This is a genomic window from Deltaproteobacteria bacterium (genome assembly GCA_035063765.1).
GTDB lineage: Bacteria > Myxococcota_A > UBA9160 > UBA9160 > PR03 > CAADGG01.
Genome location: JAPSFT010000002.1, coordinates 1 through 21,731 on the forward strand (window position 1 = coordinate 1; position 21,731 = coordinate 21,731).

Annotated in this window: 36 protein-coding genes; all 36 read left to right on the forward strand. The window is 71.6% G+C overall.

What is annotated here, in order from left to right; translation table 11 throughout:
* Nucleotides 1-121 (forward strand): elongation factor Tu (gene tuf, locus OZ948_01210; protein ID MEB2343342.1); only part of this gene is annotated, 121 nt, incomplete at its 5' end.
* A gap of 33 nt (nt 122-154) precedes the next feature.
* A complete protein-coding gene (gene rpsJ / locus OZ948_01215; GenBank protein MEB2343343.1) occupies nt 155-472 on the forward strand; it encodes a 30S ribosomal protein S10 in 318 nt (105 codons plus the stop codon).
* A gap of 2 nt (nt 473-474) precedes the next feature.
* Nucleotides 475-1,134, forward strand: coding sequence for a 50S ribosomal protein L4 (gene rplD / locus OZ948_01220; GenBank protein MEB2343344.1), 660 nt, complete (start codon nt 475-477; stop codon nt 1,132-1,134).
* Nucleotides 1,131-1,418, forward strand: a complete 288-nt coding sequence (locus tag OZ948_01225; protein MEB2343345.1) for a 50S ribosomal protein L23 — start codon at nt 1,131-1,133, stop codon at nt 1,416-1,418. Before rplD ends, OZ948_01225 begins: the two co-directional genes overlap by 4 nt.
* Nucleotides 1,418-2,251: a 50S ribosomal protein L2 gene (rplB, locus tag OZ948_01230; GenBank protein ID MEB2343346.1), complete on the forward strand. Its 834-nt coding sequence runs from the start codon at nt 1,418-1,420 to the stop codon at nt 2,249-2,251. Before OZ948_01225 ends, rplB begins: the two co-directional genes overlap by 1 nt.
* Nucleotides 2,252-2,530 (forward strand): 30S ribosomal protein S19, encoded by a 279-nt coding sequence (rpsS, locus tag OZ948_01235; GenBank protein MEB2343347.1) that lies wholly within the window; start codon nt 2,252-2,254, stop codon nt 2,528-2,530.
* Nucleotides 2,531-2,533: 3 nt separating this feature from the next.
* On the forward strand, nt 2,534-2,878 hold the full coding sequence (gene rplV, locus OZ948_01240) for a 50S ribosomal protein L22 (protein MEB2343348.1): 345 nt from the start codon (nt 2,534-2,536) through the stop codon (nt 2,876-2,878).
* Between the two features lie 3 nt (nt 2,879-2,881).
* Complete coding sequence (gene rpsC, locus OZ948_01245) at nt 2,882-3,559, forward strand: 30S ribosomal protein S3 (GenBank protein ID MEB2343349.1); 678 nt, start codon at nt 2,882-2,884, stop codon at nt 3,557-3,559.
* A gap of 3 nt (nt 3,560-3,562) precedes the next feature.
* Complete coding sequence (gene rplP, locus OZ948_01250) at nt 3,563-3,979, forward strand: 50S ribosomal protein L16 (GenBank protein MEB2343350.1); 417 nt, start codon at nt 3,563-3,565, stop codon at nt 3,977-3,979.
* Nucleotides 3,976-4,173 carry a 50S ribosomal protein L29 gene (gene rpmC / locus OZ948_01255; protein ID MEB2343351.1) on the forward strand — a complete coding sequence of 66 codons (198 nt, stop codon included), beginning with the start codon at nt 3,976-3,978 and terminating at the stop codon, nt 4,171-4,173. The genes rplP and rpmC overlap by 4 nt, the downstream gene beginning before the upstream one ends.
* A complete protein-coding gene (gene rpsQ / locus OZ948_01260; protein ID MEB2343352.1) occupies nt 4,170-4,433 on the forward strand; it encodes a 30S ribosomal protein S17 in 264 nt (87 codons plus the stop codon). Before rpmC ends, rpsQ begins: the two co-directional genes overlap by 4 nt.
* Nucleotides 4,434-4,437: 4 nt before the next feature.
* Nucleotides 4,438-4,806, forward strand: coding sequence for a 50S ribosomal protein L14 (gene rplN, locus OZ948_01265; GenBank protein ID MEB2343353.1), 369 nt, complete (start codon nt 4,438-4,440; stop codon nt 4,804-4,806).
* On the forward strand, nt 4,806-5,348 hold the full coding sequence (gene rplE / locus OZ948_01270; GenBank protein MEB2343354.1) for a 50S ribosomal protein L5: 543 nt from the start codon (nt 4,806-4,808) through the stop codon (nt 5,346-5,348). The genes rplN and rplE overlap by 1 nt, the downstream gene beginning before the upstream one ends.
* 13 nt (nt 5,349-5,361) lie before the next feature.
* Entirely contained in the window at nt 5,362-5,757 is a 396-nt protein-coding gene (rpsH, locus tag OZ948_01275; GenBank protein ID MEB2343355.1) for a 30S ribosomal protein S8, read from the forward strand.
* Nucleotides 5,757-6,299, forward strand: a complete 543-nt coding sequence (gene rplF / locus OZ948_01280; GenBank protein MEB2343356.1) for a 50S ribosomal protein L6 — start codon at nt 5,757-5,759, stop codon at nt 6,297-6,299. The genes rpsH and rplF overlap by 1 nt, the downstream gene beginning before the upstream one ends.
* An 8-nt stretch (nt 6,300-6,307) precedes the next feature.
* Nucleotides 6,308-6,679, forward strand: coding sequence for a 50S ribosomal protein L18 (gene rplR, locus OZ948_01285; GenBank protein ID MEB2343357.1), 372 nt, complete (start codon nt 6,308-6,310; stop codon nt 6,677-6,679).
* Nucleotide 6,680: 1 nt separating this feature from the next.
* Nucleotides 6,681-7,211 (forward strand): 30S ribosomal protein S5, encoded by a 531-nt coding sequence (rpsE, locus tag OZ948_01290; GenBank protein MEB2343358.1) that lies wholly within the window; start codon nt 6,681-6,683, stop codon nt 7,209-7,211.
* The gene (rpmD, locus tag OZ948_01295) at nt 7,208-7,399 is read left to right on the forward strand and encodes a 50S ribosomal protein L30 (protein ID MEB2343359.1); all 192 of its coding nucleotides are present in this window, start codon (nt 7,208-7,210) and stop codon (nt 7,397-7,399) included. Before rpsE ends, rpmD begins: the two co-directional genes overlap by 4 nt.
* A 2-nt stretch (nt 7,400-7,401) precedes the next feature.
* Nucleotides 7,402-7,842 (forward strand): 50S ribosomal protein L15, encoded by a 441-nt coding sequence (rplO, locus tag OZ948_01300; GenBank protein MEB2343360.1) that lies wholly within the window; start codon nt 7,402-7,404, stop codon nt 7,840-7,842.
* Nucleotides 7,839-9,149 (forward strand): preprotein translocase subunit SecY, encoded by a 1,311-nt coding sequence (gene secY / locus OZ948_01305; GenBank protein MEB2343361.1) that lies wholly within the window; start codon nt 7,839-7,841, stop codon nt 9,147-9,149. The genes rplO and secY overlap by 4 nt, the downstream gene beginning before the upstream one ends.
* Nucleotides 9,146-9,718: an adenylate kinase gene (locus OZ948_01310; GenBank protein MEB2343362.1), complete on the forward strand. Its 573-nt coding sequence runs from the start codon at nt 9,146-9,148 to the stop codon at nt 9,716-9,718. The genes secY and OZ948_01310 overlap by 4 nt, the downstream gene beginning before the upstream one ends.
* Nucleotides 9,718-10,506, forward strand: a complete 789-nt coding sequence (gene map / locus OZ948_01315; protein ID MEB2343363.1) for a type I methionyl aminopeptidase — start codon at nt 9,718-9,720, stop codon at nt 10,504-10,506. The genes OZ948_01310 and map overlap by 1 nt, the downstream gene beginning before the upstream one ends.
* 17 nt (nt 10,507-10,523) lie before the next feature.
* Nucleotides 10,524-10,637 (forward strand): 50S ribosomal protein L36, encoded by a 114-nt coding sequence (gene rpmJ, locus OZ948_01320; protein MEB2343364.1) that lies wholly within the window; start codon nt 10,524-10,526, stop codon nt 10,635-10,637.
* Between the two features lie 9 nt (nt 10,638-10,646).
* Nucleotides 10,647-11,030 (forward strand): 30S ribosomal protein S13, encoded by a 384-nt coding sequence (gene rpsM, locus OZ948_01325; protein ID MEB2343365.1) that lies wholly within the window; start codon nt 10,647-10,649, stop codon nt 11,028-11,030.
* Nucleotides 11,031-11,045: 15 nt separating this feature from the next.
* Nucleotides 11,046-11,426: a 30S ribosomal protein S11 gene (gene rpsK, locus OZ948_01330; protein ID MEB2343366.1), complete on the forward strand. Its 381-nt coding sequence runs from the start codon at nt 11,046-11,048 to the stop codon at nt 11,424-11,426.
* Between the two features lie 9 nt (nt 11,427-11,435).
* Nucleotides 11,436-12,062 (forward strand): 30S ribosomal protein S4, encoded by a 627-nt coding sequence (gene rpsD, locus OZ948_01335; protein MEB2343367.1) that lies wholly within the window; start codon nt 11,436-11,438, stop codon nt 12,060-12,062.
* A 69-nt stretch (nt 12,063-12,131) separates the two neighbouring features.
* Nucleotides 12,132-13,145: a DNA-directed RNA polymerase subunit alpha gene (locus tag OZ948_01340; protein MEB2343368.1), complete on the forward strand. Its 1,014-nt coding sequence runs from the start codon at nt 12,132-12,134 to the stop codon at nt 13,143-13,145.
* 1 nt (nt 13,146) lies between these two features.
* Entirely contained in the window at nt 13,147-13,692 is a 546-nt protein-coding gene (gene rplQ, locus OZ948_01345; protein ID MEB2343369.1) for a 50S ribosomal protein L17, read from the forward strand.
* 3 nt (nt 13,693-13,695) lie between these two features.
* Entirely contained in the window at nt 13,696-14,247 is a 552-nt protein-coding gene (locus tag OZ948_01350; GenBank protein MEB2343370.1) for a TlpA disulfide reductase family protein, read from the forward strand.
* Nucleotides 14,248-14,332: 85 nt separating this feature from the next.
* A complete protein-coding gene (locus OZ948_01355; GenBank protein ID MEB2343371.1) occupies nt 14,333-14,644 on the forward strand; it encodes a septum formation initiator family protein in 312 nt (103 codons plus the stop codon).
* 33 nt (nt 14,645-14,677) lie between these two features.
* A complete protein-coding gene (locus tag OZ948_01360) occupies nt 14,678-16,411 on the forward strand; it encodes an arginine--tRNA ligase (protein ID MEB2343372.1) in 1,734 nt (577 codons plus the stop codon).
* Nucleotides 16,408-17,100, forward strand: coding sequence for an SPOR domain-containing protein (locus OZ948_01365; protein ID MEB2343373.1), 693 nt, complete (start codon nt 16,408-16,410; stop codon nt 17,098-17,100). The genes OZ948_01360 and OZ948_01365 overlap by 4 nt, the downstream gene beginning before the upstream one ends.
* 2 nt (nt 17,101-17,102) lie before the next feature.
* Nucleotides 17,103-17,996 carry a dTDP-4-dehydrorhamnose reductase gene (gene rfbD, locus OZ948_01370; protein MEB2343374.1) on the forward strand — a complete coding sequence of 298 codons (894 nt, stop codon included), beginning with the start codon at nt 17,103-17,105 and terminating at the stop codon, nt 17,994-17,996.
* Nucleotides 17,993-18,961, forward strand: a complete 969-nt coding sequence (locus OZ948_01375) for an SDR family oxidoreductase (protein ID MEB2343375.1) — start codon at nt 17,993-17,995, stop codon at nt 18,959-18,961. Before rfbD ends, OZ948_01375 begins: the two co-directional genes overlap by 4 nt.
* On the forward strand, nt 18,958-20,760 hold the full coding sequence (gene lepA, locus OZ948_01380; protein ID MEB2343376.1) for a translation elongation factor 4: 1,803 nt from the start codon (nt 18,958-18,960) through the stop codon (nt 20,758-20,760). The genes OZ948_01375 and lepA overlap by 4 nt, the downstream gene beginning before the upstream one ends.
* A complete protein-coding gene (gene lepB / locus OZ948_01385; GenBank protein MEB2343377.1) occupies nt 20,757-21,566 on the forward strand; it encodes a signal peptidase I in 810 nt (269 codons plus the stop codon). Before lepA ends, lepB begins: the two co-directional genes overlap by 4 nt.
* Nucleotides 21,567-21,731: the final 165 nt, after the last annotated feature.

Below are 21,731 nucleotides of genomic sequence, written 5' to 3' on the forward strand. Positions count from 1 at the left end.
CAACATCGAGATGGTGGTGAATCTCATCACGCCGATCGCGATGGACAAGGAGCTGCGCTTCGCGATCCGCGAGGGCGGCCGCACGGTGGGTGCGGGCGTCGTCGCCGAGATCGTCGAGTAGCGAGCTGGTCAGGCACGGAGAAAGGACCCCCAGATGGCCGAGCTCGCGACCCAGAAGATCCGGATCCGCATGAAGGCGTACGACTTCAAGCTCCTCGACCAGAGCGCCGGGGAGATCGTCGACACCGCCGTGCGGACCGGCGCGCGCGTGGCGGGTCCGATCCCGCTGCCGACGTCGATCAACAAGTTCACGGTCCTGCGCGGGCCCCACATCGACAAGAAGTCGCGCGAGCAGTTCGAGATCCGCACCCACAAGCGGCTGATCGACATCCTCGATCCGACGCCGCAGACGGTGGACGCGCTGATGAAGCTCGAGCTGGCCGCCGGCGTCGACGTCGAGATCAAGCTGTAGCCATGGCGACCCAGGAACTGCTCACGACGGCAGGCACGGGCGGGAAGGCCAGCGTGGAGCTGGATCCGGCGGTCTTCGAGGCGCCGGTCCGGCCGCACCTGTTCCATGCCGAGGTGCGCCGGCAGCTTGCGAAGCGCCAGCGCGGTACCCACGCGACCCGCAACCGCGCGGGCGTTTCGGGCGGCGGCATCAAGCCGTGGCGCCAGAAGGGCACCGGGCGCGCGCGGCAGGGCTCGATCCGGGCGCCGCAGTGGTCCGGCGGCGGGGTGGTCTTCGGACCGGTGCCGCGCTCGCACGAGCACGCGCTGCCGAAGAAGGTCCGGCGGGCGGCGCTGCGCGGGGCGCTCTCGCTGCGGCACCAGGAGGGTGCGCTGGTCGCGGTCGACGCGCTGGCGCTCGACGCGCCGAAGACGAAGCAGGTGGTGGAGCTGCTCGGCCGGCTCGGCTTCGACGGCAGCGCCTCGGTGCTGATCGTCACGGCCGGCGCCGATGCCGCCCTCGAGCGCGCGGCCCGCAACCTGCGCTGGGTCGGCGTGCTGCGCGCCGAAGGGCTCAACACCTACGACGTGCTGCGCCACCAGCGGCTCCTGGTGACGCGAGACGCGCTCGACGCGATCCACGCGCGGCTCGGCGAGGCCCCCGCGCAGGAGGCCCGCTCGTGAAGTCCCACGAGGTGATCCAGCGGCCGCTGGTCACGGAGAAGAGCACGCTCGCGCGCGAGGAGCGCAACGAGGTGACCTTCGCCGTCGACCCGAAGGCCAGCAAGCACGACGTGCGGGCTGCGGTCGAGGAGCTCTTCTCGGTCCGCGTCGAGGACGTCCGGACGATGCGCATGCCGCGCAAGATGCGGCGGGTCGGACGCCACGTCGGCGCCCGTCCGCAGTGGAAGAAGGCGGTGGTGCGGCTCGCCGAGGGCCAGTCCATCGAGTTCTTCGAGGGAGTGTGATGCCGGTCAAGGTCTACAAGCCGACGTCCCCCGGCCGGCGCCAGATGAGCGTGCTGGACTTCTCGGACCTGACGAAGAAGGCGCCGGAGAAGTCCCTGCTCGGCGGGCGCACGCGCCAGCAGGGCGGCCGCAACGGTGCCGGGAACGTGACCGTGCGCTTCCAGGGCGGAGGCCACAAGCGCCGCTACCGGATCATCGACTGGAAGCGCAACAAGGACGGGATCCCGGCCCGGGTCGCCGCGCTCGAGTACGACCCGAACCGCTCGGCCCAGATCGCGCTCCTGCACTACGCCGACGGCGAGAAGCGCTACATCCTGGCACCCGTCGGGCTGCGGGTGGGCGATCCCGTGATGTCGGGCCCGGAGGCCGACATCCGGCCGGGCAACGCGATGCCGCTCGCGAACATCCCCCTCGGCTCCGTGGTCCACAACGTCGAGCTCAAGCCCGGGCGCGGCGCGCAGATGGTGCGTGCCGCCGGGGTGGGCGCGCAGCTGATGGCACGCGAAGCGGGCATGGCGACGCTGCGCATGCCGAGCGGCGAGCAGCGCTACGTGCGTGTCCAGTGCACTGCGACGATCGGCCAGGTCGGCAACGTCGACCACGAGAACGTGAGCCTCGGCAAGGCCGGCCGCTCGCGCTGGAAGGGCCGGATGCCGCACAACCGCGGCGTCACCATGAACCCCGTCGACCATCCGATGGGTGGCGGCGAGGGCCGGTCCTCGGGCGGCCGCCACCCGTGCACACCGTGGGGCGTTCCGACCAAGGGCCACAAGACCCGCAAGAACCAGCGAACCGACAAGCTGATCGTCAAGCGGCGTGGAAAGGGCAGGTAGATGGCGCGCTCTCTCAAGAAGGGACCGTTCGTCGATCCGGGCCTCCAGCGCAAGATCGACAAGGCCGCGAGCAGCGGCGCCAAGCAGGCGATCCGCACCTGGTCGCGGCGCTCGATGATCACGCCGGAGATGGTCGGAGTCACGTTCCAGGTCCACAACGGCAAGCTCTTCGTACCGGTGTACGTGACGGAGAACATGGTCGGGCATCGGCTCGGGGAGTTCGCGCCGACCCGGAAGTTCACCGGCCACTCGTCGGACCGGAAGGTCAAGAAGGTCTGAACCATGGTGACGGCGAAGCTCAGGGGCGTGCGCGGGAGCGCCCGCAAGGCGCGGCTGGTGGCGGACCTGATCCGCGGCAAGGGCGTCGAGGAGGCTCTGCACATCCTCGCCCAGACCCCGCGCCGCGCGTCGGCGCCGATGGCGAAGCTGCTGCGCTCGGCGCTGGCGAACGCGGAGCAGGCCAACGAGCGCGAGAAGCGCGGCATCGACGTGGACAGCCTGGTGGTCCGCGAGGTGCGCGTGGACGAGGGCCCCAGCTCGTGGCGCATCCGCCCGCGCGCACAGGGACGCGCCTATTGGATCCAGAAGCGGTCGAGCCACTACACGCTCGTCCTCGGGGAGCGCTGAGCGATGGGACAGAAGGTCCACCCGTACGGTTTCCGGATCGGTACGCTCTACGGCTGGCAGTCGAACTGGTTCTCGGAGCGGCGCTACGCGCCCCAGCTCCACGAGGACGTGAAGATCCGGCGCTTCATCAAGAAGAAGCTCTACCACGCCGGCATCTCGAAGGTGGTGATCGAGCGTACCGGCGAGAAGGTGGTGGTGAACATCCACACCGCGCGGCCCGGCATCCTGATCGGCAAGCGCGGCGCCGAGGTGGACACGCTCCGCAAGGAGGTCGGCGCCCTCACCGCCGGCGAGGTGTTCATCAACATCAAGGAGATCCGCAAGGCCGAGCTCGACGCGCAGCTGGTCGCGGAGAACGTGGCGATGCAGCTCGAGCGCCGCGTGGCCTTCCGGCGCGCGATGAAGAAGGCCGTGACCGCGACCATGAAGTTCGGCGCCCAGGGCGTGCGCATCCAGGCGGCCGGACGGCTGGGCGGCGCCGAGATGGGCCGCTGCGAGTGGTACCGCGAGGGCCGCGTGCCCCTGCACACGCTGCGCGCCGACATCGACTACGGGCTGGCCGAGGCGAAGACCACCTACGGCGTGATCGGCGTGAAGTGCTGGATCTTCAAGGGCGACCTGGCAGACAAGGAGCTGCGCCGCGGCACGCTCGCCACGCGCCTCGCGGAAGAGGGACGGTAGGCGATGCTCCAGCCGAAGAAGGTCAAGTACCGCAAGATGATGAAGGGCCGGATCCGCGGGACGGCGACGCGGGGTGCCACGGTCGCCTTCGGCGACTACGGGCTCCAGGTGCTCGAGTCCGGCAAGGTCACCGCCCGCCAGATCGAGGCCGCACGCATCGCGATGACCCGGCACGTGAAGCGCGGCGGCAAGATCTGGATCCGCATCTTCCCCGACAAGCCCATCACCAAGAAGCCCGCCGAGACCCGCATGGGCAAGGGCAAGGGCAACGTCGAGGAGTGGGTGGCGGTGGTGCGGCGCGGCCGCGTGATCTACGAGATGGAAGGCGTGCCGCGCGAGGTCGCCTCGGAGGCGCTCCGGCTCGCCGCCCACAAGCTGTCGCTGAGGACGCGCTTCGTCGCGCGGGAGGAGACGGCATGAAGGCGTCGGAGCTGCGCGAGCTGACGCTGGAGGAGCTGCGCGCCAAGGAGGAGCAGCTGCGCCGCGAGCACTTCACCGCCAAGGTGAAGCACGCCACCGGCCAGCTCGAGAACACGGCCAGACTGCGACTGCTGCGCCGCGACATCGCGCGGGTCGAGACCGTCCTGCGCGCGAGGGCTGGAGCGAGCCGATGACCGAAAGAGGACAGCGAAGGACGCTGGACGGCACCGTCGTCAGCGACAAGATGGACAAGACCGTGGTGGTGAGGGTCGAGCGGCTGGTGCGCGACCTCCACTACGAGAAGTACGTGCGGCGCTACTCGCGCTTCATGGCGCACGACCCGGAGAACGCCTGCCGGGTCGGGGACCGGGTGCGGATCATCGAGCACCGGCCGCTGTCGAAGCGCAAGCGCTGGAAGGTCCAGGCGACCCTGCAGAAGGCCACCGGAGTCTGACGCCATGGTGCAACAGGAATCGCTGCTCGAGGTCGCCGACAACTCCGGCGCGCGCAAGGTGGCCTGCATCCGGGTGCTGGGGGGGTCCCGGCGCCGCTACGCCTCGATCGGTGACATCATCGTCGTGTCGGTGAAGGACGCGATCCCGAACGGGCGGGTGAAGAAGGGCGAGGTACGCAAGGCCGTGGTGGTGCGCACGGCCAAGGGCGTGGCCCGGCCGGACGGGTCGTACATCAAGTTCGACGACAACGCCGCGGTGCTGATCGACAACCAGCGCGAGCCGGTGGGCACGCGCATCTTCGGCCCCGTGGCGCGCGAGCTGCGGGCCCGGCGCTTCATGAAGATCATCTCGCTGGCGCCGGAGGTGCTGTGATGGCTCCGCGACTGCAGGAGCGCTACCGGCAGGAAGTGGTGGGCAAGCTCTCCCAGGAGTTCGGGTACAAGAACGTCCACCAGGTGCCGAAGGTCGAGAAGGTGGTGGTGAACATGGGTGTCGGTGCGGCGACCCAGAACGCCAAGCTGCTCGAGAAGGCGGTCGAGGAGCTGACGGCGATCACCGGCCAGAAGCCGCTGGTGCGCCGGGCGCGCAAGTCGATCGCCAACTTCAAGCTGCGCCAGGGCCAGGCGATCGGTGCCATGGTCACCCTGCGCGGCGACCGGATGTGGGAGTTCCTCGACCGCCTGCTGACGGTCGCGCTCCCGCGTGTTCGTGACTTCAAGGGTGTGTCGGCGAAGGCCTTCGACGGCCGCGGCAACTACACGCTCGGGATCCGGGAGCAGATCATCTTCCCGGAGGTGAACTACGACGCGGTGGAGAAGATCTCGGGGCTCAACGTCACGGTCTGCACCACCGCCCGCAACGACGCCGAGGGCAAGGCGCTCCTGGGGCACCTGGGCATGCCCTTCCGGCAGTAGCGAGGAACGTTCCATGATGACCGACCCGATCGGCGACATGCTCGCCCGCATCCGCAACGGCGCGCAGGCACGCCACAAGGAGGTGGCGCTGCCGCACTCGAAGGTGAAGCTCGCGATCGCCCGGGTGCTGGCGGAGGCCGGCTTCGTCGGCGAGGTGCGCGCGGAGACGCGCGAGGGGCTGCCGGTGCTGGTGGTGGGCCTGCGCTACGGCGACGACGGGCGCGGCGTGATCGACGGCCTGCGCCGGGTGAGCCGCCCGAGCCGCCGCGTGTACGTGGCCCGGGACGAGATTCCGCGGGTCCGCAACGGACTCGGCATCGCCGTGCTCTCGACCTCGAAGGGCGTGCTCTCCGACAGCCGGGCCCGCGAGGCCGCGGTGGGCGGCGAGCTGCTCTGCGAGGTGTGGTGATGTCGCGCATCGGCCGCAGGCCCGTCGCGATCCCGTCCGGGGTGAGCGTGGACCAGGTGGCGGGCGAGCTGCACGTGAAGGGCCCGAAGGGGACCCTGCGCGCTCCGGTGCCGCCCTCGGTGACGGTGTCGGTCGACGGCGGCCAGGCGCGCTTCGCCCGGGACGACGACCGCAAGCCTTCGCGCGCCTTTCACGGCCTGGCCCGCGCGACCCTCGCGAACATGGTCCGCGGGGTGACCGAGGGCTTCCACCGCGAGCTCCAGATCGAGGGCGTCGGCTACCGCGCCGAGGCGTCGGGCAAGAAGCTCACGCTCTCGCTCGGCTTCTCGCACCCGGTGGTGCTGGAGGTGCCGGAGGGGCTCGCGGTCGCGGTCGAGGGCCAGAACAAGATCCGCGTCAGCGGGATCGACCGCGAGCAGGTGGGGCAGTTCGCGTCGGAGATCCGCGGGCTGCGGCCGCCCGAGCCGTACAAGGGCAAGGGTGTCCGCTACGCCGACGAGCGGATCCGGCGCAAGGTCGGCAAGGCCGGCGCGGCGACGTGAGGGGAGTGATGAGGGCCAGGATCGGCAACCCGAGGATGGAGAAGTGGGCGGCGCGCAAGGCGCGCGTGGCGCGCAAGGTCGCGGGCGGCGATCGCGTGCAGCTCGTCGTCTACCGCAGCGCCCGGCACATCTACGCCCAGCTCGTCGACCCCGAGAGCGGCCGCACGCTGGGTGGCGTCTCGACGCGCACGGCGGGCGTCGCCCAGGGCCTGTCGGCCACCGGCAACGTCGAGGCCGCCAAGCGCGTGGGCAAGGCGATCGCCGAGATGGCCCGGGCGCGCAACGTCGAGCGGGTGGTGTTCAACCGCAACGGCTTCCTCTACCACGGCCGCGTGAAGGCACTTGCCGACGCGGCCCGAGAAGCGGGGCTCCAGTTCTGACATGGCCAGGATCCGACGCGACAGGCTCAATGCCAACGAGTACGAGCTCAGCGACCGCGTGGTACACATCAACCGCGTCGCCAAGGTGGTGAAGGGCGGACGGCGCTTCAGCTTCAGCGCGCTGGTCGTCGTGGGCGACGGCAACGGCGTGGTGGGGGTCGGCCTCGGCAAGGCCGGCGAGGTGCCCGAGGCGATCCGCAAGGGCGTCGACCGTGCACGCAAGCACCTGCTGCGGGTGCCGCTCCAGGGCGGGACGCTGCCGCACGAGGTGCTCGGCCACTTCGGCGCCGGGCTCGTGCTGCTCAAGCCCGCCTCGCCGGGCACCGGCGTGATCGCGGGTGGGGGTGTGCGCGCGGTGCTCGAGGCGGCGGGCGTCCAGGACGTGCTCACCAAGAGCATCGGCACCAGCAACCCCCACAACGTCGTACACGCGACGATGACGGCGCTCGGCTCGCTGCGCGATCCCGAGGAGCGCCTGCGCGAGCTCGGCCACGAGCCGGCGGGCGAGGCCGAGGAGGTGGCCCCGGCATGAGCGCGTCGAAGGGTGGCAAGCTCCGCGTGACGTGGGTGAAGAGCCAGATCGGCTCCGATCCGCGCCAGCGCTCGACGCTCAAGGGCCTCGGGCTCCGGCGCCTGCAGCAGACCGTCGAGGTGCCCGACGAGCCGGCCGTGCGGGGCATGATCGCCAAGGTCTCGCACCTGGTGCGGGTGGAGGACTGACCATGCTCGATCGGCTAGCGCCCCGGCCGGGAGCGCGCACCCGCCACCGGCGGCCCCGCGGGCCCGGCTGCGGCTTCGGCAAGACCTCCGGCCGCGGCACCAAGGGCCAGGGCCACCGCTCGGCGGGCGCCGAGACCGGGCGCCACTTCGAGGGCGGCCAGATGCCGCTCGTGCGCCGGATCCGGAAGTACGGCTTCCGCCGCCCGGACCGGGTCGCGTGCGAGATCGTGAACGTGGGCGCGCTCGCCGGCTTCGGGGACGGCGCCACCGTGGACGCGGAGGCGCTCCTCGCGCGCGGGCTGGTACGCACCGGCTCGGCGCCGATCAAGCTGCTCGCCGAGGGCGAGGCGCCGCGAAACCTGACGGTGCGGGTGCAGCGCGCCAGCGCGTCGGCACGCGCGAAGATCGAGGCGGCCGGCGGAAAGGTGGAGATCGTCGAGTGATCGGCGGGGTCCAGAACATCGGCCGCGTGCCCGAGCTGCAGCGGCGCATCCTGTTCACCTTCGGGATGCTGGCCGTCTACCGGCTCGGTGCGCACATCGTCACGCCGGGGATCAATCCGGAGGTGATCCGGAACTTCTTCGACCAGATGGGCGGCACGATGTTCGGGCTCTTCAACCTGTTCTCGGGAGGAGCCCTCGAGCAGCTGTCGATCTTCGCGCTGGGCATCATGCCCTACATCAGCGCGTCGATCATCTTCCAGCTGCTGACCGTGGTGATTCCCCAGGTCGAGCAGCTCCAGAAGGAAGGCGAGCAGGGCCGGCGCAAGATCACCCAGTGGACCCGCTACGCCACCGTCGTGATCGCGCTGCTCCAGAGCCTGCTGTTGGCCTTCGCGCTCGAGAACGGGCAGTTCGGCGAGAACGCCGTGATCGCGCCGGGCTGGGGCTTCCGCATCCTGATGATGCTGACCCTCACCACCGGGACCGCCTTCATCATGTGGCTCGGCGAGCAGATCACCGAGCGCGGCATCGGCAACGGCATCTCGCTGATCATCTTCGCGGGGATCGTGGTCAGCATCCCGTCGGCGCTGACGTCGCTGGTCGAGCTGATCCGCACCGACCAGTTCACGCTCCTCGGGGCGCTGCTGCTGCTGGCCTTCACGGTCCTGGTGACGGGCTTCGTGGTCTACTGCGAGCGCGGCCAGCGCCGGATCCCGATCCAGCACGCCAAGCGGGTGGTCGGGCGCCGGGTCATGCAGGGGGGCATGAGCTACTTCCCGCTGCGCCTGAACACGGCGGGCGTGATCCCGCCGATCTTCGCCTCCTCGATCCTGATGTTCCCGCTCACGATCACCCAGTTCGTCGAGTCCGAGACGGTCAGCAACTTCTTCACGGACTACCTGGGCTTCGGGAGCCCGCTCTACAACCTGATCTACATCGGGCTGATCGTGTTCTTCGCGTTCTTCTACACGGCGATCGTGATCAACCCGAACGACGTGGCGGACAACATCAAGCGCTCGGGCGCCTACATCCCCGGGATCCGCCCCGGCAAGAAGACCGCCGAGTACATCGACCGGATCCTGGGGCGGCTCACCCTGATCGGTGCCCTCTACGTGGCGGCGGTCTGCATCCTGCCGGTCCTGCTCTCGAACCAGGTGGGCGTGCCGTTCTACTTCGGCGGCACGGCGCTGCTGATCGTGGTCGGCGTGGCGCTCGACACGGTCGGGCAGATCGAGGCCCACCTGGTCTCGCGGCAGTACGAGGGCTTCGTGAAGGGCACCCGGATCCGCGGGAGGCTCGGGCGATGACGGCCACCCGCCTGCTGCTGCTGGGCCCGCCGGGCGCCGGCAAGGGCACCCAGGCCGAGCGCCTGGTCCGGGCCCTCGGGATCCCCCAGGTCTCGACCGGCGACATGCTGCGCGCCGCGGTCCAGGCGGGCAGCGAGGTGGGGCGCCGCGCGAAGGCCTTCATGGACCGTGGCGACCTCGTGCCCGACGAGGTGGTGATCGGCGTCGCCGAGGAGCGCCTGGGCCAGCCGGACGCGGCCAAGGGCTTCATCCTCGACGGCTTCCCGCGTACGGCGGCGCAGGCGGCGGCGCTCGACGAGATGCTCGCGCGTCTCGGCGTTGCGCTCGAGCGCTGTGTGGCGCTCCAGGTCGACGAGGACGAGCTGGTCGAGCGCCTGCTGCGCCGCGCCGAGCTCGAGGGCCGCAGCGACGACAACGAGGCGACGATCCGCACCCGGATGCGCGTCTACCGCGAGAAGACCCAGCCGCTGATCGACTACTACGCGGCCCGCGGGGTGCTCGCCAAGCTCGACGGCGAGGGCAGCGTCGACGAGGTGGCCGCGCGGATCGAGGAGGCGCTGCGCTCGTGATGGCCTTCGGCGAGGCGATCCGCATCAAGACGCGGCACGAACTCGAGGCGATGCGCGTGGCCGGCCGCCACGTGGCCGAGATCCTGCTCGAGCTGCGCGAGCTCGCGAAGCCCGGTGTGACCACCGGCGAGCTCGACGAGCACGCCCGGCGCGCGATCCGCAGGCGCGGCGTCGAGTCCTCGTTCCTCGGCTACGGCCCGCACGGGCTGCCGCCCTATCCGGCAGTGCTCTGCGTCTCGGTCAACGAGGAGGTCGTGCACGGCATTCCGGGCCGCCGCGAGCTGAAGGAGGGCGACGTCCTCTCGCTCGACTTCGGCGTCTCCTTCGAGGGCTACCACGGCGACTCGGCGGTGACCGTGCCGGTCGGGCGCCTGGGCGCGGAGGCGCAGCGTCTGGTCGACGCCACCCGCCGCGCGCTCGACGAGGGGATCGGCCAGATGCGGGCCGGCCACCGGCTCTCCGACATCGGCCACGCCGTGCAGGCGCACGCGGAGGGGGAGGGCTTCTCGGTGGTGCGGCAATTCGTCGGACACGGCATCGGGCGCGAGATGCACGAGCCGCCGCAGATCCCGAACTACGGGCCGGCCGGCCGCGGGCCGCGGCTCAAGCCCGGCATGGTCTTCGCGATCGAGCCGATGGTCACGGCCGGTGGTCCCGACGTCCGCATGCTGGACGACGAATGGACCGCGGTGACCGCCGACGGCTCGCTCGCGGCCCACTTCGAGCACACGATCCTGGTCACCGAGGCGGGCCCCGAGGTCCTGACCCGGGTGCCCGGATCGCACTGAACGAACGCGAGGGCGAGATGAAGGTTCGCGCATCGGTCAAGAAGATCTGCGACAAGTGCCGGGTGATCCGGCGCAACGGGGTCGTGCGCATCATCTGCGACAATCCCAAGCACAAGCAGCGACAGGGCTAGGAGAACGCCATGGCACGCATCGCCGGCATCGATCTGCCGCGCAACAAGCGCCTCGAGATCGCGCTGACCTACATCCACGGCATCGGCCGCACCTCCGCCAAGCGGATCTGCGCGAAGGCCGACGTGAGCCTCGCGCTGAAGACGGACCAGCTCAGCGACGGTGACGTGGTGCGGCTGCGCGAGATCATCGAGAACGACTTCGAGGTCGAGGGCGACCTGCGCCGCGACGTCCAACAGAACATCAAGGAGCTGATGGACATCGGATGCTACCGCGGCCTGCGGCACCGGCGGGGGCTGCCCGTTCGTGGCCAGCGGACCCACACCAACGCGCGCACCCGCAAGGGTCCCGCCAAGACCGTCGCCGGCAAGAAGAAGGCGCCGGCGAAGAAGTAAGGAAGCGAGGGACGAGTGGCCAAGGGAGCCAAGAAGAAGGTCAAGAAGAACGTCGCGGCGGGCGTCGCCCACATCCAGTCGACGTTCAACAACACCGTGATCACGATCACCGACACGGCCGGCAACGCGCTGTCGTGGTCGAGCTGTGGCCAGCAGGGCTTCAAGGGCTCGCGCAAGAGCACGCCCTTCGCCGCCCAGACGGCCGCCGAGGACTGCGCCAAGAAGGCGATGGAGCACGGCGTCCGTTCGGTGTCGGTCTTCGTGAAGGGCCCCGGGGCCGGCCGCGAGTCGGCGCTGCGCGCGCTCGGCACCGCCGGCTTGCGCATCAACATGATCCGCGACGTCACCCCGATCCCGCACAACGGCTGCCGCCCGCCGAAGCGGCGCCGCGTCTAGGAGCCAGCCATGTCCCGCTACACCGGGCCCGTCTGCCGGCAGTGCCGCCGCGAGGGCACCAAGCTCTTCCTGAAGGGCGACCGCTGCTACACGGAGAAGTGCGGGGTCGAGCGGCGCGCGTATCCGCCGGGCCAGCACGGCCAGGGCCGAGCTCGCGTGTCCGACTACGGCCTCCAGCTGCGCGAGAAGCAGAAGGTGAAGCGCATGTACGGCGTGCAGGAGGCGCAGTTCCGGCTCACGATGGGCGCCGCCACGCGCATGCGCGGCCGCACCGGCGAGAACCTGCTCTCGCTGCTCGAGCGCCGGCTCGACAACGTGGTGTTCCGGCTCGGCTTCGCGACCTCGCGCGCCGAGGCGCGCCAGCTCGTGCGCCATGGCCACTTCGAGGTCGGCGGCCGCAAGGTCGACGTGCCGTCGTTCCGCGTGAAGGCCGGCACCCGGGTGCGGCTGCGCGAGAGCTCGCGGCAGATCGCGCGGATCACCGAGGCCCTGGCCGCGCTCGAGCGGCGCAGCCTGCCGGCCTGGCTCGAGCTCGACGCCGAGAACTTCGAAGGCACGGTGAAGGTGCTTCCGACCCGGGAGGACATCACCATGCCGATCCAGGAACAGCTCATCGTCGAGCTCTACTCGCGCTGAGGCGCGGTCGGGCCGGCGGAACCGGGCAACAGCCTCGAAAGGGGGGCACGAGACATGCAGCAGCAGCTCATCGCACAGAACTGGCGCGGGCTGATCCGACCGCGGCGGCTCGAGTCGGAGGACGAGAGCGCCACCACGAGCTACGGCCGCTTCTGGTGCGAGCCGCTCGAGCGCGGCTTCGGCGTCACGCTGGGCAACGCCCTGCGCCGCGTGCTGCTCTCGTCGCTCCAGGGCGCCGCCATCACGTCGGTGCGGATCAAGGGCGTGCTCCACGAGTTCTCGACCATCCCCGGGGTGATCGAGGACGTCGCGGACGTGGTGCTGAACCTGAAGGAGGTGCGCCTGCGCATGCACGCGGAGGGCCCGCGAACGCTGCGCCTGCACAAGCAGGGCGAGGGTGTGATCCTGGCGCGCGACCTCGCCTCCGAGGACTCCGCGATCGAGGTGCTGAACCCCGAGCTGCGCGTGATGACGCTGAACAACGAGGCGGACGTGGAGCTCGAGGTGACGGTGGGCAACGGCAAGGGCTACCGCCCGGCCGAGCGCAACAAGAGCGAGGAGATGGCGATCGGGACGATCCCGATCGACTCGATCTTCTCGCCGGTCCTCAAGGTGAACTACACCGTGACGCCGGCGCGCGTCGGCCGCGAGACGGACTTCGACCGGCTCAACCTCGAGGTCTGGACCAACGGCGCCGTGCCGCCGGCAGACGCGGTGGCCTATGCCGCGAAGATCCTGAAGGACCAGCTCACCATCTTCATCAACTTCGAGGAGCCGACGGAAGCCGGTGGCCCGAGCATCGAGGAGCCCGAGCCGCTCAATCCGAACCTGTTCCGCTCGGTCGACGAGCTCGAGCTGTCGGTGCGCTCGGCCAACTGCCTCCAGAACGCCAACATCAAGTACATCGGCGAGCTGGTGCAGAAGACGGAGGCCGAGATGCTCAAGACCAAGAACTTCGGCCGCAAGTCGCTCAACGAGATCAAGGAGGTGCTGACCTCCATGGGCCTCTCGCTGGGCATGACGCTCGACAACTTCCCGACGCGCAAGGATCTCGAGAAGATCCGCGAGTCGCGCGAGGCCTGAGATGAGACACCGCTGGGGCGGACGCAAGCTGGGGCGCACCACGTCCCACCGGCTCGCGATGCTGCGCAACATGGTCACCTCGCTGCTCGAGCACGAGCAGATCGAGACCACCGACGCCAAGGCCAAGGAGGTGCGCCGCGTGGCCGAGCGGATGATCACGCTCGGCAAGCGCGGCGACCTGCACGCGAGGCGGCTCGCCATGCGTGTCGTGCGCACACGGGAGGTGGCGACCAAGCTCTTCGACGAGCTGGCGCCCCGCTACCAGGAGCGCGCCGGGGGCTACACGCGCGTGCTCAAGGTCCGCCGCCGGGTGGGCGACGCCGCACCGCTGTCGCTCGTCGAGCTGGTCGACCGCACGACCTCGAGCAGTGAGGCGAAGGTGCCGGCGCGCCGGGCGAAGGCGGAGGGCGAGACGAAGGCGAAGGGGCGGGCGAAGCCCAAGGCCGAGGACGACGCCCGGCCGCGCGGCCGCGCCCGGGCGGGCGGCAAGGCCCACGGCGCCGCGGGCGGCGCCGGCAAGTCCACGAAGCAGCGCCCGAAGGTCTGAGCGTTGGGCTCACGGGGCGGCGCGATCGCCGCGGCCGTGCTGGTGGCGGTCGCCGTGTTCGCGGCGCTCTGGGCGACGGGCCCGCCGCCCGAGCCGATCCGGCCTGGCCAGCCGGCCCCCGGCTTCACGCTGCCAGGCCTCGACGGCGGGAGCGTGAGCCTCGCGGACCTGCGCGGCAAGGTGGTGCTGCTGAACTTCTGGGCCACCTGGTGCAAGCCCTGCGAGGACGAGATGCCCGCGATGCAGCGCCTGCACGAGGCGCTGGCCGGCACCGACTTCCGGCTCCTGGCCGTCTCGACCGACGCGGAGCGCGCGCCCGTCGAGGCGTTCCGCGAGCGCCTCGGCCTGGGCTTCCCGATCCTGCTCGACCCGGAGAAGACGGTCGCGGAGGCGTACCAGACCTATCGCTATCCGGAGAGCTACCTGATCGGCCGCGACGGCCGGATCCTGGCCCGCTACATCGGCCCGCGCGACTGGGACGCGGCCGTGTACCACGAGCGGATCCGGCAGCTCGCAACCGGCGCGACGCAGGGGCCGGCGGCGGCGCCGGAGTAGCGCCGGGGGGGGCCGAGCCGGCCCGCCACCGGGCGGCCCGGCGGGCTCCCTGCTAGCGTGGGTCCGCCTCCCGAGGGGGTGGGGAGTGCGCCCGCTACTCGTTGCGATCCTGCTGGTCGCCGCCGCGGCCGTCTGGGCGTGGTTCGACGCGGAGAACGGCGTCGACACGTGGCGGCGGCTGCATCACGAAGTCGAGGAGGTCCGTGCGCGCGGGCGCTCGCTCGCGGAGCGCAACGAGGCGCTCCGCAGCGAGATCGATGCGCTGGCCGGCGACCGCTTCGCCCAGGAGCGGGCCGTGCGCGAGGAGCTGCGCTGGGTGCGGCCCGGCGAGATCCTGGTCCGGGTGCCCCGCAGCGACGCGCCCGGCGGCGGGAGCACGAGCCCCCCGCTTCCTTGACTCGCCCCGCCGCGGGGGGGATGTTCAGCCGCCATGCGCGAACGCCTGCGCCGAGCGCTCGAGACCGCGATCGGGGCCATCCTCCGGGAGGCCGGCGACGCGGGCCCGCTGCCGCCCTTTGCGCTCGATCCGCCGCGCCAGGCCGAGCACGGCGACTTCGCCTGCAACGCGGCGCTGCTGCTCGGCAAGCGCCTGCGCGAGCCGCCGCGTGCGGTGGCCGAGCGGCTGGTGGCGGCGCTCGGCGCGGCGGGCGGGCTCGTGGCGCGTGCCGAGATCGCCGGCCCCGGCTTCGTGAACCTCTGGATCGCCGACGACGAGTGGCGGCGTGGGCTGCTCGAGATCCTGGCGGCGGGCCCGGGCTTCGGGCGCGTCGAGCCGGGCGCCGGCGCGAGCGTGCAGGTCGAGTTCGTGTCGGCGAATCCCACCGGTCCCCTGACCCTCGGCCACGGCCGCCAGGCCGTGCTCGGCGACTGCATCGCCCGCCTGCTCGAGGCGGCCGGCGAGCGCGTGACCCGCGAGTACTACTTCAACGACGGCGGGCGGCAGATGCGCGTGCTCGGCCAGTCGGTGAAGGCGCGCTACCTGGAGCAGCTCGGCCGCGCTGCGCCGCCGCCGCCCGCGGCGCTGGCCCGGGCCGACGCCCCCTGGCCCGAGACGGTCGGGGGGCTGCCGGTGGCCTTCCCGCGCGACGGCTACCAGGGCGAGTACATCGCCGAGATCGCCGCCGCGCTGCGCGCCCGCCACGGGGACGCGCTCGCCGACGAGCCCGCCGAGGGCGCCTTCCGCGAGGCCGCCCAGGAACGCATCTTCGCGGAGATCGAAGCGACGCTCCGCGCCCTCGGCATCCGCTTCGACGTCTACACCAACGAGAAGACCTTCTACGAGAGCGGCGCGCTCGACGCCGTGCTCGCCGACCTCCGCGCCAAGGACCTGGTCTACGACGCGGAGGGCGCCACCTGGCTGCGCGCCACCGCGCTCGGGCTCGAGCGCGACCGCGTGCTGGTGAAGAGCTCCGGCGAGCCCACCTACCTGCTCCCCGACATCGCCTACCACCGCGACAAGTTCCGGCGCGGCTTCGAGCGGATCGTCGACGTGCAGGGCGCCGACCACATCGAGCAGTTCCCCTTCGTGCGCGCGGCGCTCGGCGCGCTCGGCTGCGACGCGGCGCGCGTCGAGCTGGTGATGCACCAGTTCGTGACGCTGACCCGCGGCGGCGAGCAGGTGAAGCAGTCCACGCGCCGCGCCACCTACGTCACCGTCGACGAGCTGCTCGAGCAGGTCGGCGCCGACGTGTTCCGTTTCTTCATGGTGCAGCGCAAGGCGGACGGACACCTCGACTTCGACCTGGATCTCGCCCAGGAGCAGGACTGGAAGAAGAACCCTGCCTACTACGTGCAGTACGCCCACGCGCGCACCTGGGGCATCGAGCGCAAGGCGGCGGAGCAGGGCGTCGCGATGCCGCCGGCCGCCGCGGCCGACCCGGCACCGCTCGTCCTGCCCGAGGAGCTCGCGCTGATCCGCAAGCTGCTCGAGCTCCCGGCGGTGGTGGCGCAGGCGGCAGCCGGGCGCGAGCCGCACCACCTCGCGTACTACCTGCGCGACGTGGCCGGCCTCTGGAATCCCTACGTGCAGGACGGCGTGCGCCACCGGGTGCTGTCGGAGGATGCGGCGCTCACGGGCGCCCGCCTCGCGCTGGCGCTGGCCGTGCGCACGGTGCTCGCCAACGGGCTCGCCCTGCTCGGCCTGTCGGCACCGGAGCGGATGTGAGCGAGGAGGAGGCTCCCCGCGCGCGAAGGACCGGATCGGGCCGCGGGGAGCGCCGGCGCGGATCCGGCCTCGCCGCGGCCCTCGCGGGCGCGGGCCTGCTCGTGGTGCTCGGCTTCGCGCTCGGCGTGGTCGGCGGGCTCGTCATGGAGGAGCCGGACCTGCTGCTCGACTACCTCCTCGGGCGCACCGAGCAGGTCGCGGTCGGCAGTGAGCCGGTGGCGGCCGCGGCGCCGGACGTTGCGGCGGAGCCGCCCGCTGCGCCCGACGTTGCGGTGCCGGGCGCGGCCGGGGAGGACGGGCCGGCGGCTGCCGCGGACGCGCCTGCCTCTGCGGCAAGGCCGGAAGCGGCTGCCGCTGCACCGCCGCCCGTCGAGTCCGCTGCAGGCGAACCGCTTGCGGGAGCAGCGCCCGAGCCCCCGCTGCCCGAGGTGGCCGCGCCGCCGCCCGCCGGCTCCTTCGCGGTGCAGGTGGGTGCCTTCGCCGAAGCCTCCGCCGCCGAGCAGCTCGCGCGCCGGCTGCGCGCGCGGGGCCACCCGGTCTACGTCGCCCCCTCCACCGGATCCGACACCGCACGATGGCGGGTACGGGTCGGGCCGCTGGCGACGCGCAGCGAGGCGGAGGACGTGGCCGAGCGGCTCGAGCGCGAGGAGCGCGTCTCGACCTGGGTGCTGGCGGAAGGGCCGCCGTAGCGGTGACGGCTCCGGCGGGAACGCGTCGCTGGCTCGTCACGGGTGCCGGGGGCCAGCTCGGCCGGTGCCTGGTCGAGCGGCTGCGCGCGCGCGAGGCCTTCGTGGCGGCGCCGGCCCGTCACGAGCTCGACGTCACCGACCGCGAGGCGGTGCGGGACGCCGTGCTCGGGGCTCCGGGTGGCCCCCCGGCCGTGGTCGTCAACGCGGCCGCGATGACGCACGTCGACCGTTGCGAGTCCGAGCCCGAGGCCGCCCACCGCGCGAACGCGCTCGCGCCCGGCTGGCTCGCCGAGGCCAGCCGCGCGGCCGGGGCCGCGTTCGTGCAGGTCTCGACCGACTACGTCTTCGACGGCACCGCACGGCGGCCCTATCGCGAGGACGACCCGACCGGCCCGCGCTCGGTGTACGGGCAGACCAAGCTCGAGGGCGAGGCGCGCGCGAGGGCCGCCCATCCCGATGCGCTCGTGGTGCGCACCGCCTGGCTCTTCGGGCCCGGGCGGAACTTCGTACGCACGATCCTCGAGGCGGCGGAACGCGCCTGGCGAGGAGCGGGGCCGCCCCTGCGGGTGGTGGACGACCAGCGCGGCTCGCCCACCTGGGCCGGCCACCTGGCGGATGCGCTGCTCCTGCTGGTGGAGCGCGATGCGCGCGGGATCTATCATGCGGCGAACTCCGGCTCGGCCACCTGGTGGGAGCTCGCCCGGGCCGCCGTGGACGCCTGGGGCCATCCGGAGCTGCCCATCGAGAAGGTCACCACCGCGGCGTTCCCGCGTCCGGCGCCGCGCCCGGCCTGGTCGGTGCTGGATCTCGCCAAGGCGGAACGCGCGGGCGTGCGCATGCCGAGCTGGGCCGAGGGGCTGCACGCCTACCTCGCCTCCCCAGGAGGATCCGCTTGACGTCGCGAGCCCTGCAGCGCGTGCTGGTGACCGGAGGCGCCGGCTTCCTCGGCTCGCACCTCTGTGAGCGGCTGCTCGCCGAGGGCTGCGAGGTCCTGTGCTTCGACAACCTGCTCACCGGGCACATGGAGAACGTGACGCCGCTGCTCGGCCACGAGCGCTTCTCGTTCGAGCACTACGACGTCACCAACTACCTCTACGTCGCCGGCCCGCTCGACGCGGTGCTGCACTTCGCCTCGCCCGCCAGCCCGGCCGACTTCGAGCGGCTGCCGATCCAGATCCTGAAGGTCGGCTCGCTCGGCACCCACAAGGCGCTCGGGCTGGCGAAGGCCAAGGGCGCCCGCTTCCTGCTGGCCAGCACCTCCGAGTGCTACGGCGATCCCGAGGTGAACCCGCAGCCCGAGAGCTACTGGGGCCACGTGAACCCGGTCGGGATCCGCGGCGTCTACGACGAGGCCAAGCGCTTCGCCGAGGCGATGACGATGGCCTACCACCGCCACCACGGGGTCGACGTCCGCATCGTCCGCATCTTCAACACCTTCGGGCCGCGCATGCAGCTCGCCGACGGCCGCGCGATCCCGAACTTCCTGTGCCAGGCGATCCGCGGCGAGCCGATCACGGTCTTCGGCGACGGCTCGCAGACGCGATCGTTCTGCTACGTGGACGACCTGATCGAGGGGATCTGGCGGCTGCTCCGCTCCGATCACGTGGGACCCATGAACATCGGCAACCCCGAGGAGATGAGCCTCGTCGAGATGGCGCGCACGATCGTGCGCATCGCCGGCTCGTCGAGCGAGATCGTCTTCCAGGGGCTGCCCCCCGACGATCCGAAGGTGCGCCGCCCCGACATCTCGCTCGCCGAGTCCGTCCTCGGCTGGCGGCCGCGCGTGCCCGTCGAGGCCGGATTGCGGCGCACCCACGCCTGGTTCGAGAAGGCCCTCGCGGCGGCCGGACGCGCCCCGTGAGCCAGCAGGCGCGGATCCGCAACTTCTGCATCATCGCGCACGTCGACCACGGCAAGAGCACGCTCGCCGACCGCCTGCTCGACGCCACCCAGGCGCTCAACGACCGCGAGAAGCGCGCCCAGTTCCTCGACAAGATGGAGCTCGAGCGCGAGCGGGGCATCACGATCAAGGCCCAGACCGCGCGCATCTACCACCGTGCGGCGGACGGCCAGGTCTACGTCCTGAACCTGATCGACACCCCCGGCCACGTGGACTTCTCCTACGAGGTGTCGCGCGCGCTGCAGGCCTGCGAGGGCGCGATCCTGGTGGTGGACGCCGCCCAGGGCATCGAGGCGCAGACGCTCGCCAACACCTACCTGGCCGTGGAAGCCGGCCTCGAGATCATCCCGGTGTTGAACAAGATCGACCTCCCGTCCGCGGAGCCCGAGCGGGTGGCCCAGGAGATCGAGGACGTGATCGGCCTCGCCCAGGCCGACGTCCTCCACGTATCGGCCAAGACCGGTCAGGGGATCGAGGCCCTGCTCGAACGGGTGGTCGAGAAGGTGCCGCCGCCGGCCGGGGACCCCGGCACCTCGCTGCGCGCGCTGATCTACGACTCGTGGTTCGACCCCTACGTCGGGGTGGTGCTGCTGGTGCGGGTCGTCGACGGCCGGCTCACCCGCGGCGAGCGCGTGCTGCTGATGGCGCGCCGCTCCGAGCACGACGTGCAGGAGCTCGACCTGATCGACCCGCATCCCCGCTCCGTCGACGCGCTCGAGACCGGCGAGGTGGGCCTGGTGATCGCCGGGATCAAGACGCTCGACGACGTGCGCATCGGCGACACGATCACCGCGCTCGCGCGGCCGGCGGCCGCGGCGCTGCCCGGCTTCCGCGAGGTGAAGCCGATGGTCTTCGCCGGGCTCTACCCGGTGGACGCCGACGACTACGCGGACCTGAAGGCGGCGCTCGAGAAGCTGCGCCTCAACGACTCCTCCTTCCGCTACGAACCCGAGAGCAGCGCGGCGCTCGGCTTCGGCTTCCGCTGCGGCTTCCTCGGCTTCCTGCACGCCGAGATCATCCAGGAGCGACTCGAGCGCGAGTACGACCTCTCGCTGATCACCACCTCGCCGACGGTGCGCTATCGCGTGGTGCTCGAGAGCGGCGCGGAGATCGAGATCGACAGCCCGGCCGCGCTGCCCGACGAGTCGCGCGTCGAGCGGATCGAGGAGCCGGTGATGCTCGCCACGATCCACGTGCCCTCCGAGTACGTGGGGCCGGTGCTGGCGCTCTGCCAGGAACGGCGCGGCACCCAGCGCGACATGCACGTGCACGGCTCGCGGGTGCAGATCCGCTACGAGCTGCCGCTCGCCGAGATCGTCGCCGATTTCCACGACCGCCTGAAGAGCGCGACCCGCGGCTACGGCTCCTTCGACTACGAGCTGATCGGCTTCCGCCCGGCGGACCTGGTGAAGCTCGACGTGCTGGTGAACGGGCAGCCGGTGGACGCGCTCTCGCTGATCGTGCACCGTGACAAGGCCTACTTCCGCGGCTCCGAGCTGGTCCGCAAGCTCAAGGAGTTCATCCCGCGCCAGATGTACGAGGTGGCGCTGCAGGCCGCCGTCGGCTCGCGCGTGATCGCGCGCTCGACGGTGAAGGCGCTGCGCAAGAACGTGACGGCCAAGTGCTACGGCGGCGACATCTCGCGCAAGCGGAAGCTGCTCGAGAAGCAGAAGGAAGGGAAGAAGCGGATGAAGCGCGTGGGGCAGGTCGAGATCCCGCAGGAGGCCTTCCTCGCCGCCCTGCGCCTGGAGCGCGAATGAGCGAGGCGCAGCGCCGGGAGCCGGCCGACGCGCAGGCTCCCGCCCCGCCGGCGACGCTCGCGCGCCGGCTCTGGGACCAGTTCGGCACGCTGCTGGTGGCGGTCGCGATCGCGCTCGGGATCCGCTCCTGCGTGATCGAGCCCTACCGGATCCCCTCGGAGTCGATGCTGCCGACCCTGCTGGTCGGCGACCACCTGTTCGTCAACAAGTTCGTGTACGGGATCCAGGTGCCCTTCACGGACCTGCGTCTGCCCGGCCTGCGCGAGCCCCGGCGCGGCGACGTGGTCGTCTTCGACGTCGCGCGCGACCGCTACGGCGGGATCTTCCCGGCGGACCTGCGGCCCGAGCTGCCCGAGGACCGCTTCGTGAAGCGCATCGTCGGCCTGCCGGGCGACACGATCGAGGTGAGCGGCGGCCAGCTCCGGATCAACGGCGAGCCCGTGCCGGTCGAGCGCAGCGACGAGACGGTGCGCGACGAGAACGGGAGCCTGCTCGAGCTCTCGCGGGAGACCCTCGACGGCCGCACCCACGCGATCCTCGACGACCCCCGCCTCCCGGGCCCCCAGCGCCGCCCGATCACCCTCGAGCCGGGCCGCTACTTCATGATGGGCGACAACCGGGACCACTCGAACGACAGCCGGATCTGGGGCACGGTGCGGCTCGCCGAGCTGAAGGGGCCCGCCTTCGTGCTCTACTGGTCCTGGGACTGGAACGGCTCGTGGGCCGAGCTCCTGAACCCGCTCACCTGGTGGGAGCTCATGACCGAGCACATGCGCTGGGACCGGATCGGGCGCGGGATCCACTGAGCAGGGGCGCGAGCAGGCGCGCGGCGCCGCCGGAGGCGCTCGCCGGCCGGCGGCCCGCCGGGCCCTTGACGGCCCCCGCCGGCCCGATAGCCTGCGCCCGGATCGTCGGCCTTTTAAGTCCGTCCCGCGAGGCGGACAAAGGTGAAGCGTGAGGGACCCCTCTTC